Below are 14089 nucleotides of genomic sequence, written 5' to 3'. Positions count from 1 at the left end.
CTGCACGTGCCCGATCACACCGGCATCTGGCTAAGCGTCTGCAGCATCTGGTCGGACGTCGTCACGGCCTTGCTGTTGATTTCATAGGCGCGCTGGGTCTGGATCATGTTCACCAGTTCCTGCACCACGTTCACGTTCGAGGCTTCGACATAGTTCTGATTCAGCGTTCCCGCACCGTTCAGACCCGGCGTCGTGACATTCGGCGTACCCGACGACGACGTCTCCACGAACAGGTTCTCGCCTCGCGCATCAAGCCCGGTCGGGTTGATGAACGTCGCGATCTGCAGTGCGCCGATCTGCACGCTGTTGCTCGATCCGGCCTGGGTCACCGACACGGTCCCGTCGCTACCGATCGTCAGCGACGTGGCGTTCTGCGGAATCGTGATTGCCGGGATCACCTGGTAGCCGCTCGATGTCACGAGTTGCCCCTGCGAGTTGGTCTGGAACGAGCCATCGCGTGTGTAGGCGTTGGTGCCGTCGGGCATCTGTACCTGGAAGAAGCCCTGGCCATTAATCGCCACGTCCTTCGAGTTGCCGGTCTGCGTCAGGCCGCCCTGCGTATAAAGCCGCTCCGTCGCCACCTGCTGAACCCCGGTGCCGAGCTGGATACCGGACGGCAGTTCGGTCTGCTGCGTCGAGTTCGCGCCAGGCTGCCGCACGGTCTGATACAGCAGGTCCTCGAACACCGCGCGCGAACCCTTGAAGCCGTTCGTGCTGACGTTCGCGAGGTTGTTCGAGATCACGTCCATCTGCGCCTGCTGCGCATTCATGCCGGTAGCGGCGATATACAGTGAGCGGTTCACGGTGTTCTTCTCCTGGCTAAGCTTAAGCAACGCAGCGCGTTAAGCGCCGCGCGACCATCAGCTGAAATTGAGCAACTGGTTCGCAGCCTGTTCGTTCTGGTCCGCCGATTCGAGCAGCTTCGTCTGCATCTGAAACTGCCGCGCGTTGGTGATCATCGAGACCATCGCCGCAACCGGGTTCACGTTGCTGCCCTCCAGCGATTCCGGTGCGAGCACGACGCTCGGGTCCGCGTCGGCGGGGTTGCCGTCGGCGGTGCGAAACAGACCGTCGTCGCCGCGCTGGAGCGTAGACGGATCGGGATTCACGAGCTTCAACTGATCGACGATCGCAATCGCCGTCGGCGGATCGCCCGCTATCAGCGCGGACACCGTGCCGTCCTTGCCGATCGTCACATCCGCACCCGGCGGCACCGACAGCGGACCGCCGTTGCCGACCACCGGCTGGTTCGTCGCGGTGACGAGCTGGCCGTTTTCGTCGACGTGCAGGTTGCCCGCGCGCGTGTACGCTTCGTTGCCGTCGGCGGTCAGCACCGACAGCCAGCCCTGGCCCTGCACCGCGACATCGAGCGGATTGCCGGTGCGCTGCAACGGGCCCGGCGTGAAGTCCGCGCCCGGCGTCGAAGCAAGCACGAACGTGCGGGTCGTGTCGGTCGCGGTCTGACTGCCGTCGCCGAAATTCATCGGCACGGCACGAAACGTCGCGAGCTGCGCGCGAAACGCCGTCGTCGACGTATTCGCGAGATTGTTCGCGACCACGGCCTGCTGCTCGAGCGCCTGCGAGGCGCCCGTCATCGCGGTGTAGATCAGACGATCCATGGTGAGCTCAGTGAGTGCCGCGCTTACAGGTTGATCAGCGTGTTATCGACGGTCTGTTGCGTCTTGATCGTCTGTGCGTTCGCCTGATAGTTGCGCTGCGCGGTGATCAGGTTCACGAGTTCGCTCGTCAGGTTGACGTTCGAGCCCTCCAGCGCGCCACCCTGCAGCGTGCCGTGGTTCGTGCTGCCCGGCGTCGAGATCTGCGCCACGCCCGAGGACGCGGTCGCCGCATACTGGTTGCCGCCGAGGCTCACGAGGCCGTTCTGGTTGCTGAAGTTCGCCAGCACGATCTGGCCGAGCGCCTGGGTCTGGCCGTTCGAGTAGTTGCCCGTCAGCGTGCCGTCGGTGCCTACCGTGAAGTTCGACAATGTGCCGGCCGCATAACCGTCCGGCTGCATTTTGGTGACGCCATCCGTACTGCCGAACTGCGTCGTGCCCGCAATGCCCAACTGGATGTTCTGCGGTGTGGCCGAGCCGTCCGTGTTCGGAATCGAGAAGCTGAACGTGAGCGGTGGGTTGGTTGCAACCGGCGGCGTGCCCGTCGTCGTGCCGGTCAGATTGCCCGAGGTATCGAAGCTGGCCGTACCGATCTTCGACGGCGTGCCGCCGCTTGCCGCGCCCGCGTAGACGTCCCACGAACCGGTGGCCGACTTCACGAAGTACATGTTCACCTGCTGCGAGCCGCCCAGCGAGTCGTACACCTGGGTCGAGGTCGTGTAGCTGTAGGTGCTTTTGTTGGTCGGATCGAAGGTCGTGCCGGCCGGTACTGTCGGGTCCTGCGCATTCAGGTTGAGGCCGGCCGTAATGGTCTTCGTCGCGACCGGCGGAATATTCCCGGTCGGCAGTTGCAGCGGCACCGTCTGCGCGGTATTGATCACGCCGCCTGCATTCGCCGCGTAACCCATCAACTGCAACCCGTCCGAGCTGACGATATAGCCGTTCTTGTCGAGCTGGAAAACTCCGTTGCGAGAGTAGGTCAGCGTGCCGTTGTTCGACATCTGGTAGAAACCATTGCCGTTGATCGCGACATCGAGTGCCTGGTTCGTCGTCGCGATCTGGCCTTCGGAGAACTGCTGCTGCACTTGCGCGAGCCGCGTGCCGAGACCGATCTGCGTGTTGACCGCAGTCGCAACCGAGTTCGCGTAGACATCGGCGAACTGCGCCTGCCCCTGCTTGAAGCCGGTCGTGTTCGCGTTCGCGATGTTGTTGCCGATCACGTCCAGATCGTTTGCTGCCCCTGCCAGTCCGCTCAAACCTTGTTGGTAGCCCATGACGGTCTCCGTATTCAGTGAATGCAGTGAATGCGATGAATCTGCAAAGCGTTAGAGAATTGCGCCGATCTGCGTGAGGCCGACCGTCGTGCCGTTCGACAACTGCAGGCCCGGTGTGCCGTCTGCCTGCGTGACGACGCTTTGCACCGTGGCGGCTGACAGCGTGGTCGCCGTGCCCGCCTTGCCGTTGATCGTGCCAGTCGCCGTGAAGGTGTAAGTCCCGTCGGGCAGCGGGTTGCCAGAGGAGTCGGTCGGTGTCCACGTCACCGGAACCGAACCGGCCTTCTGGCTACCGAGGTTGATCGTGCTGACGATCTTGCCAGCCGAGTTCGTCACGTTGACCTGCAGGTTGGTGGCGTCGTTGGCGAGCTGCACACCGATCGGTGCCGCTTTGCCGCTGGCTACCGCCACCGTGTTACCCGGCGTGAGCACGGTCGAGCCGATCAGCAGTGCGGCCTGCGGCTGCTGGCCCGCCGACAGCTGCGTCGCCAGCGACGTAAGCGACGTGTTCAACTGACTGATGCCCGTCACCGTATTGATCTGGGCCAGCTGCGAAGTCATCTGCGAGCTGTCCATCGGGTTGGTCGGGTCCTGGTTCTGCATCTGCGCGATCAGCAACTGCAAGAACGTGTTCTGCAGACTGGCGCCCGACGTCGCGCTCGTCGACGAACTCGACGAACTACCCGTCGTGCTGTTCGTACTGCTCGTGCCGTTCATCGTGTTGAGCAGCGTCGGCGATACGGTCGTGCCGCTGCCGCCGATAGTGGTTTGGGTGGTCAAGGAAACTCTCCTCAGGTTCCGATCGTGAGCGTCTTCAGCATCAGCTGTTTCGCGGTATTCAGTGTCTCGACGTTGGCCTGATACGAGCGCGACGCCGAAATCATGTTGACCATTTCCTGCACCGGGTCGACGTTCGGCAACGTCACATAGCCGTCCGGATTGGCGGCCGGGTTGCCGGGGTCGTAGGCGGTCTTCATCGGCGTCGGATCGTCGATCACGCCGGTCACCTGGACACCGCCCACCTGCTGGCCGGAGGCCGTGCGCGAGCCGCCGAGCGGGTCCACCGCGAACACGACCTGCTTCGCCTTGTACGGCTGGCCGTCGGGGCCGGTCGTGCTGTCCGCGTTCGCGAGGTTCGACGCCGTGACGTTGAGTCGCTGCGACTGGGCGGATAACGCCGAGCCCGCGACGTTGAAGATGTTCATCAGGGATGGCATGGCTGATCTCTCCGGGTGTGTGCGATGGGCCGTCCGGTTACAGGGTTACGAGCTGCCCGACGTGATCGCCGAGAGCATCGTCTTGATCTGCTGCGACAGCACCGTCATGCCCGATTCGAAATGCAGCGAGTTGTCCGCGAACTGCACGCGCTCGGTGTCGAGATCGACCGTGTTGCCGTCGAGTGAGGGCTGCGTCGGCATGCGGTACTGCGGTGTGCCGTAGTCGTCGGTGGAGCCGCCTGTCGGTGCGAGTCGCGATGTGCCGGGCATGTGCCCCGCGTGCGTCGACACCATCTGCATGCCGCTCGTCACGCCGGCCGGTTGCGCCATCGCGAGCGGCGCGGCATTCGACCCGCCCGCTGCACCCGCGCTCTGCTTCATCGCGTTCGCGAGCGACGCGCCGAAGTCGACGTCGCGCGCCTTGTAGCCAGGTGTATCGGCGTTCGCAATGTTCGACGACAGCAGTTCCTGCCGGTACGCGCGCACATCGAGCGCCTGGCGTCCAAAAGCGAATTCGGCATCGAGTTTGTCCAGCATCGAAATCTCCCGGAAGCAGTCACGATCGTCTGCGGTGCGGTGTCGCGCGAGGGCTGCAGCACCCGGCACAAACCGCAGAGACCTTTATCCATGACGAGCATCTTATGAGCCGCACGCAAGCGGCAATCGGACGAATAACCGGGGAAGCCGCCCTCTATTCAACGTTTGCTCCGGCGGGTGCCTCTCTAGAATGCAAGTCGTACTGTTGGATTCGATGGAGAAGCCCGATGCCTGTCGCCGCCTTTGCTGTCCGGCCGTCTGTGTGCCGCGCAACCGGTGTGGTGGGACGGGCTGTGCGCACGCTGGGCGCCGCTGCAGCGCTCGTTGTCTTCACGATGCCGGGGCTCGCTGTCGCGCAGGACGCGGGTGGTCCGATTGTGATTCCGGGGCCGGCGGAGAAGAATCCCGCAGCGCTCGCCGAGCTCGCCAACCGCGTTGCGACTGCAGCACCCGATGCGCACAACGCCACGCCGGCGATTGCCGCTGCGATGTCGATGAACGCCGCCGCGGCCGCGCCTGCTTCATCGCGCACCGACGACCGCTTCACTCAAGCCGCGAATGCGAACGGCGCGATTGTGATTCCCGGTCCAGGGGACGCCGTCGTCGCACCCGCGATCCGGCGCGCGAGTTTCAACCCCGCCACGACGAACCAGACTGCGATCGATACGCCGCGCATGATGCGTGTGAACGTGCCGGCTTCGCGTGACGTGATTCCGGTGATCGTGACGCCGGCGCAGACTCGGCCGCAGCCGGGTGTGCGGCAGGCGGCGCCGGTTGCTTTCAATCCGCCGCGGGCGCCGACAGCGAGCATCGTCAAAGCGTCGGCGGCAGCAGCAGTTGCGACCCAAGGCGCGGCACAACCCGGCAGCGCCGCCGCAGCCCCCGCGCAGGAAGACGGCGAAGCGATCCGCAGCGCCGCGCTCGCGTATCTGCAACAGCAGTCCGCCGGCCTGCCCGGCAAGATCGAAATCACAGTGGCGCCAGTATTCCCGCGCGGCCTCGCCGCCTGCGCCACGCTTGCTCCGTTCATGCCGACGGGCATGCGCCTGTGGGGCCGCACGACCGTCGGTGTGCGCTGCGCCGGCGAGCGGCCGTGGACGCTCTATCTGCAGGCGAAGATCGCGATCCACGCGACCTACTATCTGGCGGCACGCGCGCTCGCGCCCGGCGACGTACTGAGCGCCGCCGATCTCGTCGCGCGCGACGGCGACCTCACCTCGCTGCCGATGGCCGTAGTCACCGATCCGTCACAGGCAGTCGGCGCAGCCGCGCTGACGCGCGTCGCGGCCGGCTTGCCGCTGCGCCAGGACATGTTGCGCAGTGCATCGTCGGTGACGATCGGGCAAACGGTTCGGGTGGTCGCGCAGGGCCAGGGTTTCGCGATTTCCGCCGAGGGCAGCGCGATGAACAACGCGGCGCCGGGCCAGCAGGTGCGGGTGAAGACGGCCGGAGGGCAGATCATCAGCGGAATCGTCAAGGATGGCTCGACAGTGGAGATCCAGCTATGAACGGCCGCACGGGCCGCCGCGCGGAACTGCAGACGGCGTGCGCCGGTTGCGCTAAAGTTTTGACTCGTGCATGCCGTTATCACGATCAAATCGTTCAGGAAGCCAATCGTGAAAGTCGATTCCACCACCAGCACCAATCTGCAGACGTTGAAAGACGGTCTGTCGCGTACCCAGCAGGGCGAAGCCACGCCGACCGGCGCGGGCGCGCAGGGCACGGCCGCCGCCCCGCAGGCATCGACCGGCGATGCGAACGTCAACCTGTCGGGACTGTCGGCGCATCTGCGCAGCCTGGCGGCGTCGGGTTCGGCGGATATCGATACGGCACATGTCGAGTCGGTTCGTCAGGCGATCAAGAACGGCACGCTCACCATCGATTCCAGCAAGATTGCGGACGGCGTGCTGAACACGGCGCGCGATCTGTTGCAGAACAAGACGCCGTCTACGGGCAGTTAAGCACTGCGTCGTCCGACGACGCAGCGGCGGCCCGTGCCGCCGCCGTGAAGGTTTCCCCTATCCCGGCCCGCGTGTCTCACGCGGGCCGTTTTGCGTTTACCGCGCGTCGGTTGTGCGCGCCCACGCCCTCTCATTCTGTTAGCGAGTTGCGATGAAAGACGCCCTCCTTGCCAGCCTGATCGACGAGCACGCAGCCGTCGAAGCGTTCGCCTCGGTGCTTGCGCTCGAAGAACAGGCGCTCACGGTTGCACAACCGCTCGAACTGCTGCCGCCTGTCGTCGAGCAGAAAACCACGTTGATCGGCAAGCTCGCCGAGCTGGAAACAGCCCGCGATGCGCTGCTTGCGGAAATGGGTTTTCCGGCGGGCTCGCGTGGGGTGGAACTGGCCGCGGATGGCGATACGCAGATTGCAGCTCAATGGTCGCTGTTGCGTCAGGCGGCGCAGCGGGCCTGGCACGCCAACACCACCAATGGCACATTGATCCGCATGCGGATGGACTACAACCAGCGGGCGCTCGCGGCGCTGCAGGTTGTCGTGCCGGAGAAGCCGGCGTTTTATGGGCCGGATGGGCGGATTCCAGCGTATGGGGTTTAGGGGAGTGCGCTGACGGTTGGTTGGGATGGGTGGTTAGTCGTCAGGCTTCGTCAGGCTTATTGATTGGTGTTGATTCGGCTCGTCTTTGGACGGGCCGTTTTCGTTTACATGCACGCATGCCATTTCAACGATCGAGTGAAGACGCGATGCCAGCACACTGGCGCCGGATCCACCCGACAAGCCACCCTATTTCCGGGGATACAAAAAACATTACTCCTTGTGTTTTTTGGGGATACAATAATTTGCATGGAAATAACGTTCGACCCAGCCTGGAGAAACCCCGCCTTCGAAGAGCCCGCGCTCGCATTCGAAGACGCCGCTCTCGTTTTCGAGGGGCGGACTTTGGATTGGGTTGATGACCGCTTCGACTACCCCGAAGAACGGATCATCACAGTCGGTCACCTGGCGGATCGCATAGTGATCGTGATATGGATTCAACGCGGCGAAGCTCGCCACGTGATCTCAATGAGGAAAGCAAATGAACGCGAGAAAAAGCGGTTTACAAAGCGACTTGGCCAAGATGGACGCGAAGGGCATCGGCCGATCCGACTATGACGAAATCCCGGAGCTTGGTGATGAATTCTTCCAGGAAGCGGACGAACATCGCGCGGGCGTGCTCGTAAAACGAGGGCGCGGCCGACCGGCAGGTTCGAACAAGATTCAGATGAATCTGCGCATCGACATTGACGTGATCGAAGCTTATAAGGCGCAGGGGGAAGGCTGGCAAACGCGCATGAATGACGCGCTGCGCGATTGGGCGAAGTCGCACGGCATGATGCGTTAGTCAGGTTGTCGGCACTGCTTTGAGTAGCGTTTTCTCGCGAAGCTTCGGACAAAGACAAACATGAGCGCCACCCTTGATGAAATAAGAGCCTTTCATGCAAAGCTGATGGCCGCCGCCAGCAACTCCGACGATCCTCGTCTCGAGCGAGTCTTCGAACTTGTTCCTCGCCATGCGTTCCTTCCGCCAGGTCCGTGGAAGATCATGGTGAACACACGCTACTGCGAGACCCCCAGCGACGATCCCGCCTACGTTTACCAAAATCATGTGGTGGCACTCGATGCGGGAAAGGGCATCAACAATGGAGAGCCTTTTCTGCATGCTGCGTGGATCGGCGCGACCAATCCACGGCCCGGCGACAGGATATGCCACATCGGCACAGGCACCGGTTTTTATACCGCCATCCTTTCCGTCCTGGCATCGCCGGGAGGCAGCGTCGAAGCTTTTGAAATCGATGCAGCTCTGTCAAAAGCAGCACGACAAAATCTTGAACCGTACGAGGGTGTCCGCGTCACGCATGGAGATGCAACACAGATCGACGTGCCCCCGGCAGATCTAATCTATGTGAATGCAGGCGTTCTTGCGCCCCCGCAGTCGTGGTTACAAGCGTTGCGCCCGGGAGGCCGCATGATTTTCCCCTGGCGCCCCGCAAACGATGTCGGACTCGCCATGCTGATCACGCGAACCGAGGGTGGTTTTGATGCCAAGCCTCTTATGACCGCGTGGTTCATTCCTTGTGTCGGCGGAGCCTTGACGAATGATCGCTTTGCGACAGAGCCCGATTCCCGCGCGGCATGGTCAGTCCGATCTGTGTGGCTAACGTCCGAGCGAGCACCAGATGAAACAGCCGTCGCTAAATACAAACACGTCTGGTTTTCCTCGGCATCGGCTGCCTGATTCCGGCATGAACGCTGCGGCCGCGCCTTTACCGTTTGCCAGACAGCCTCTGGTCGGCCATTTATTGTCCCCTGTCGACACGGATACAACCGCGATCATTGCTAGCAGTCCGGCCGGCACTCTACAAAACTAGCGCGTCGAAAACACCGAAATACCGCCGTTCGGAAATCCCGCCGCACCGGGCTGAAACGGCACATACACCTGCCCAAGCGTGCTGTCGATCGCAACAGAGTGCGCCCCCGTGCCCACCGGAATCTTGACGAGCACCTGCCGTGACGTGCCATCTATAACAGCCATCTGTGGGCTGAATCCTGACGCGGCGGCGATACCACTCGTGACGTAGTGCCGGGCCGGCAGAAAATAACGATTGGAAGCCGGATCGTAACCCACCTGGTCCACCCCGCCAAACGGCAGGCTCGCTTGAATTGCGCCACTCGTACGATCGAGGATCAACGTGATGAGCGGGTCGCCAGCCGGCGGATCGCATCCAATGAGCACGTCATTATTCGGGCCAAGCACGATACCCGCCGGTGCGCACTTCCCGAGCGGAAACGACTTGCTGACAGAAGGATTTCCCGCCACCACAGAGCTGGCCGTGATGACATCAAGCTCGCCTTCGGGATTGGCGGCGGTTCCGTCGTTGTTGATCAAGAAGCTCTTCGAAGCAGGATCATAGGCGCACGCTTCGAGCCCGGACGAACCGTTGAAAGAGAGCTTTGTCACCACCGTTTGCGTCAGCGTCGAAATTAACGTGACGAACGGCGGTGAATCTCCGGGGTTCGCGAACATCGCGAGATGATCGTCAGGATCGTAGCAACCCTCATCGACGCGCGATCCGGAATTACTGATAGCAATTGTGTTGACCGTCTTTTGCGCAGCCGTATCGATCACTTTGACCGAGTCCACGTCACCGACATAGATCGTGTTCGTCCCGGTGATACCTACAATTCCATCGGGACCAGACTCGTTTGTCGTGGCACCGGCACCGATAAACGGCCCCACGATCTGTGCGGTCAACGTATTCGATTGAGTGTCTACGACATCGACTGCCTTGTTATTGCGGTCGGAGAGAAAGTACTTGCCGGCCTCGACGTAGCCAATGTCAAAACTGAATGGCGGACTCGAAGCATTGGGCACGGCGATGTTCGTCAGCAGCTTCGGTGGTGTCGGTGCGCTGATGTCGTCTCCCCCTCCGCAGCCAGTCAATGCGGTTACGGCGAGCAGCATCAAGGTAATCAGGCGCTTTTCCATGTCTTCGTCTCCATTTCGTTTATTGGTCTGACCGTCGGTACATGGAGCGGCGTGAGTCCTCAAGCTTCTTCCGCGCTCGATCGGCGACTATCAACCAACGATTCCTTAAGAAACCTTAAGAAATCGCCATCTGATCCGCTTTACGGCTCACACAATGGCGGTGCGATGGAGAATCGAAAAGTAAAACTTATTTATGGTCCGCATTGAGTTAACGCTATACGTGTAATGAAATTGAATTTCCCATAGACGTACGGCGCGCAATCTTGCACTGCGTGTTTTAGCTACGCTGTGCGACGTCGCAGCGTTTAGTACGCAGGAGATTGAACCAGGAAGATTGATGTGACTGACTACTGCCTGTCGACGTGGAAACATTCGAAGGCAGCATATCGAGTACTAACCTGTACGACAGATTATTGATTGACGAGTCATTCGCCAGGCGCGGGAACACCTGCTTATTGCACAACGACGCGGCTTAGCTACCCCTCACCCCGCCTCCGCATTCGCCCACGCCATCTCCCGCAACCGCGTGCGCAACCGCGCCACCGCCTGGCTGTGCAACTGACACACCCGTGACTCGCTCACCTCCATCACCGCCCCAATCTCACGCAGGTTCATCCCGCGTTCGTAGTAAAGCGACATCAGCAGCTTCTCGCGTTCGGGCAATCGATCGATGGCCTCGATCAACGCCGTGCGCAAACTGTCGTCGAGCAACGCCGACAGCGGGTCCGAATGATCGACGCAATAGCGATCGAGAAACGGTTCATCCTCAGCGGAACGATCGAAGTCTTCGTAGTAAATCAGCTGGCTGCCGTGCAGGTCCTGCAGCATCGACTGGTATTCGTCGAGCGGCATGTTCAGGTGATCGGCGATCTCCGCCTCGCTGGCCGAGTGGCCCAGGCGTTGTTCCACGCGATGCACTGCCGCCTCGACTTCGCGCGACGTACGGCGCAGGCTGCGCGGCAGCCAGTCGTTGCTGCGCAGCTCGTCGAGCATCGCGCCACGAATCCGCTGGCTCGCGTAGGTTTCGAACTGCGCGCCCTGATCCTCCTTGTAACGGCCCGCCGCATCGAGCAAGCCGATCATGCCGGCCTGGATCAGATCGTCGAGATCGACACTCGCCGGCATCCTCGCGACGAGCTGCAGACCGAGCCGCCGCACGAGCGGCGCATATTTGGTCAGGACGTCGGCCTGGGAGATCTTTCCCTGCGCGTTGTACATCGTGCTCCCCTTGTCCGTGGCGCCTTCAGGCGTGCTGCGCGGACGGTTGGTCGGCGTGTTGCGCCGCTGTTACGGTCGCGCTCGCCAGCCACGGCGCGCGCGACGACATCGCTGGCCGCATCGGCCAGTACTGCAATTGCGCGGCAAGGTGCCGGTAGCCGCGCGCCGCCGGCGTCGATGGAAATGCATCGACCACGCAGCGCGACAGTTCGAGCGCCCGCACGATCCGCACATCGGCGGCGATGCAGCCGGCCGCTTCCAGCGCCACCGACAGATAACGCCCCGCCACACCCGCAAGGTTTTCGAACGCAGTGCGCGCATCGTCGATGCTTTGCACGTGATTCACGACCACGCGAAACTGCGCGATCGCATGTGCGTAGTGCAGTCGCTTCATGCACGCATAGGTCTCAGTGATCGCCTGAGCGGCAACCCGCATCACGATCATCACGTCGTGCGCCTGCAGCGCCAGCGCCGACAACGCGCCCTGGCGATCGAGCTGCGCATCGATCAGCACGATGTCGGCGGAACCCTCGAGCACCGCGGCAAGCTGCGACGGCGTGCAGCCCTCGCGATTCGCACGCGATGCAGCCAGCACGCCGAAGCCCAGTGGATGTCGCATTACCGCGCGCTCAAGCGGTAACTCGCCGCGCGCAACGTCGATAAAACTGCCTGCACTGCGTATCCCACCGAGGCCAGCGCTAACCGAGCCCGCACCCAGACACTCGTCGATCACGAGCACGTCCTTGCCCTGCTCGGCGAGTGCCGTCGCGAGATTGAGGACCGTCGTCGTGGCCCCCGCGCGCGGCGAGCCGCCGGTCACCGAAATCACCCGCGCGCCGCCGCGGGCGAGCAGTCGCCGCAGCCCTTCCGCCTGATCGGGCACACGTTTATCCAAAGCGGACCTCGTGCATGTCGGCCGTCGAACGCGCGGACAGCGCCGACAGCAGCGGCGGAATGTCGTCGTCCTGCGGCACGAAAGGCGAACTGTCGCGCGGAATGCAGAACGCGCTCTTGATCAGGAATTTCTTCGTTGCGACGTAGAGGTTCTCCGGCACCTTCTGTCCCGTCGACACGTAATGCACCGGCAAGCGGTAGCGAATCACCGTATCGAGCGTGCTGCCCAGGTTGGTCGCTTCATCGAGCTTGGTCAGGATGCAACCGGCGAGCGGTTGCTGATCCGGCGCGCTCTGATACGCCTGCACGACTTCGTTCAGCGTGTCGCCGTGGCAGGTCGCGTTCAGCAGCAGCAGGCGCTGCACCGGTTGTCCGGCACGGCACAGCATCGCGATCTGGTCGGAGACCTGCCGGTCGCGCTGGCTCATACCGATCGTGTCGATCAACACAATGTGCTTGTTGCGCAGCTCGGACAGTGCGAGTTGCAGATCGGCGCTGTCCTTCACCGCATGCACCGACACGCCGAGAATCCGGCCGAAAATCCGCAGTTGCTCGTGACCGCCGATCCGGTAGCTATCGGTGGTGAGCAACGCGACCTTGCTCGCGCCGAAGCGCATCACGCAGCGCGCGGCGAGCTTCGCGGTCGTCGTCGTCTTGCCGACTCCAGTCGGTCCCATCAGCGCGAACACGCCGCCGCGCTCCATCAGCTCGTCTTCGTTTTCCATCACCGGCAGGTTCGTCGCGAGTACCGAGCGCACCCAGTTCATGCCGGCTTCCATGCCGTCGGTCTCCGGCATGTTGTCGATCATCATCTGCACGAGTTGCGCCGAGAAGCCGGCGGCGAACAGGTGCTTGGTCAGCGCGGCGTGCGTCGGCCCGCGGCGCTGGCGGTCCGCCCACAGCAGGCCGGTGAACTGTTCTTCCATCATGCCGCGCATCGACGCGAGTTCGTGCATCACGGTGTCGTTGACGATCTGCTCGACGCGTCGATTGATCGCCTCGGTCATCGATGCTGCCGTGCCGGCGGGGAGCGTGGCCGATGCGGTGGATGCAGTCGATGCAGCGGATGGGTTCGACGCACGGCGTGCTTCGTCAGCGGGCGCCGCAGCCTGCGTATTGGCACGTTGCGCAGCGCGGCGCGCGGCCAGCTGTGCGCCTTCGCGAGCCCATTCCGGTGTGTCCGCACGCGATGTTTCGGGGGTCTGCAGTTCGCCCGGTGCGCCCAGACCCTTCGCCATCGCGACCGCCGGTGTCATCGCGCCATGGCCGGCCTGAACGGCGACCTTGCGCGCGTGGTCGATCAGCCAGGGGTTCGATTCGGCGAGCGTGCGCGGTGCGGCAGCAGCAGCGTCCTTGCTACGCGTAGATTCACCGCGCGCGGCCGGCTCTCGCGTTGCCGCAGCGGCCAGCTCTTCGGCGCCGTTGTTCGACATACGCTCGGTGCCCGCTTCTGGGCTCGCGCCAAATACCGACGAGAACACATCCGGCATGCCGCTCGCGTACGGGTTCGCCACTGCGGCGCCTGGTGTCGTGCCATGGGTCACTGCCGCACGCGGAGCCGATGCCGCTGCGGCAGCCGGTGCTGTAGCGCCAGGCTTGATCGAAGCCAGTTCGCTGTCGGCCAGCGCGACGATCTCGACGGTGCCGTCGTCGACCGTGCGATTCGACAGCACGACGGCGTCCGGACCCAGCGCCTCGCGCACGAGACGCAGCGCGTCGCGGGTGGTGGCGCCGATAAATTTTCGGATGTTCAAGCTGGACTCCCGGCGAGATGAACGGAGCGGCCACGTACCCTCACATACCGCTACCCATGACAACGATTATTGCCAAAGGCGTCGAGCGACGATC

General features: G+C 62.9%; 16 protein-coding genes. 6 read left to right on the top strand and 10 right to left on the bottom strand.

Features of this window, described 5'->3' with window-relative positions:
- Positions 1-14 precede the first annotated feature (14 nt).
- From flgG to flgB, 6 genes are read right to left on the bottom strand one after another with little or no spacing between them, the layout of a single operon-like run.
- Positions 15-803 (bottom strand): flagellar basal-body rod protein FlgG, encoded by a 789-nt coding sequence (gene flgG / locus BWP39_RS17525; protein WP_091017281.1) that lies wholly within the window; start codon positions 801-803, stop codon positions 15-17.
- Between the two features lie 57 nt (positions 804-860).
- Positions 861-1619 (bottom strand): flagellar basal-body rod protein FlgF, encoded by a 759-nt coding sequence (flgF, locus tag BWP39_RS17520; RefSeq protein WP_096722190.1) that lies wholly within the window; start codon positions 1617-1619, stop codon positions 861-863.
- A 23-nt stretch (positions 1620-1642) separates the two neighbouring features.
- On the bottom strand, positions 1643-2890 hold the full coding sequence (flgE, locus tag BWP39_RS17515) for a flagellar hook protein FlgE (RefSeq protein ID WP_096722188.1): 1248 nt from the start codon (positions 2888-2890) through the stop codon (positions 1643-1645).
- A 51-nt stretch (positions 2891-2941) separates the two neighbouring features.
- Positions 2942-3670, bottom strand: a complete 729-nt coding sequence (locus tag BWP39_RS17510; protein ID WP_096722186.1) for a flagellar hook assembly protein FlgD — start codon at positions 3668-3670, stop codon at positions 2942-2944.
- A gap of 11 nt (positions 3671-3681) precedes the next feature.
- Entirely contained in the window at positions 3682-4107 is a 426-nt protein-coding gene (gene flgC, locus BWP39_RS17505; protein ID WP_096722184.1) for a flagellar basal body rod protein FlgC, read from the bottom strand.
- Positions 4108-4152: 45 nt separating this feature from the next.
- On the bottom strand, positions 4153-4644 hold the full coding sequence (gene flgB, locus BWP39_RS17500) for a flagellar basal body rod protein FlgB (RefSeq protein WP_096722182.1): 492 nt from the start codon (positions 4642-4644) through the stop codon (positions 4153-4155).
- Positions 4645-4871: 227 nt separating this feature from the next.
- On the opposite strand from flgB, the gene flgA reads away from it, so the two are divergent.
- The 6 genes from flgA to BWP39_RS17470 all read left to right on the top strand — a co-directional run bounded on the left by flgA (position 4872) and on the right by BWP39_RS17470 (position 8878).
- Positions 4872-6152, top strand: a complete 1281-nt coding sequence (gene flgA / locus BWP39_RS17495) for a flagellar basal body P-ring formation chaperone FlgA (RefSeq protein ID WP_096722180.1) — start codon at positions 4872-4874, stop codon at positions 6150-6152.
- Between the two features lie 108 nt (positions 6153-6260).
- A complete protein-coding gene (flgM, locus tag BWP39_RS17490) occupies positions 6261-6605 on the top strand; it encodes a flagellar biosynthesis anti-sigma factor FlgM (protein WP_096722706.1) in 345 nt (114 codons plus the stop codon).
- Positions 6606-6756: 151 nt separating this feature from the next.
- Positions 6757-7200 (top strand): flagella synthesis protein FlgN, encoded by a 444-nt coding sequence (locus BWP39_RS17485; protein WP_096722178.1) that lies wholly within the window; start codon positions 6757-6759, stop codon positions 7198-7200.
- 108 nt (positions 7201-7308) lie between these two features.
- On the top strand, positions 7309-7755 hold the full coding sequence (locus BWP39_RS17480; RefSeq protein ID WP_328590123.1) for a BrnT family toxin: 447 nt from the start codon (positions 7309-7311) through the stop codon (positions 7753-7755).
- A complete protein-coding gene (locus BWP39_RS17475) occupies positions 7679-7984 on the top strand; it encodes a BrnA antitoxin family protein (RefSeq protein ID WP_407944795.1) in 306 nt (101 codons plus the stop codon). The genes BWP39_RS17480 and BWP39_RS17475 overlap by 77 nt, the downstream gene beginning before the upstream one ends.
- A 60-nt stretch (positions 7985-8044) precedes the next feature.
- A complete protein-coding gene (locus BWP39_RS17470; RefSeq protein ID WP_096722174.1) occupies positions 8045-8878 on the top strand; it encodes a protein-L-isoaspartate O-methyltransferase family protein in 834 nt (277 codons plus the stop codon).
- Positions 8879-9007: 129 nt separating this feature from the next.
- Here the strand turns inward: BWP39_RS17470 and BWP39_RS17465 are convergent, their stop codons facing one another.
- From BWP39_RS17465 to flhF, 4 genes are all read right to left on the bottom strand, one after another.
- The gene (locus tag BWP39_RS17465; protein WP_096722172.1) at positions 9008-10129 is read right to left on the bottom strand and encodes a YncE family protein; all 1122 of its coding nucleotides are present in this window, start codon (positions 10127-10129) and stop codon (positions 9008-9010) included.
- Positions 10130-10612: 483 nt separating this feature from the next.
- Positions 10613-11347 (bottom strand): RNA polymerase sigma factor FliA, encoded by a 735-nt coding sequence (locus BWP39_RS17460; RefSeq protein ID WP_096722170.1) that lies wholly within the window; start codon positions 11345-11347, stop codon positions 10613-10615.
- A 25-nt stretch (positions 11348-11372) separates the two neighbouring features.
- Positions 11373-12242, bottom strand: a complete 870-nt coding sequence (locus tag BWP39_RS17455; protein WP_096722168.1) for a MinD/ParA family ATP-binding protein — start codon at positions 12240-12242, stop codon at positions 11373-11375.
- Entirely contained in the window at positions 12235-13995 is a 1761-nt protein-coding gene (gene flhF, locus BWP39_RS17450; protein ID WP_096722166.1) for a flagellar biosynthesis protein FlhF, read from the bottom strand. The genes BWP39_RS17455 and flhF overlap by 8 nt, the downstream gene beginning before the upstream one ends.
- Positions 13996-14089: the final 94 nt, after the last annotated feature.

Origin of the sequence: Paraburkholderia acidicola, assembly GCF_002362315.1 — a bacterium.
In the GTDB taxonomy this organism is placed as follows: domain Bacteria; phylum Pseudomonadota; class Gammaproteobacteria; order Burkholderiales; family Burkholderiaceae; genus Paraburkholderia; species Paraburkholderia acidicola.
This window is presented reverse-complemented; position numbering and strand designations above follow the sequence as displayed.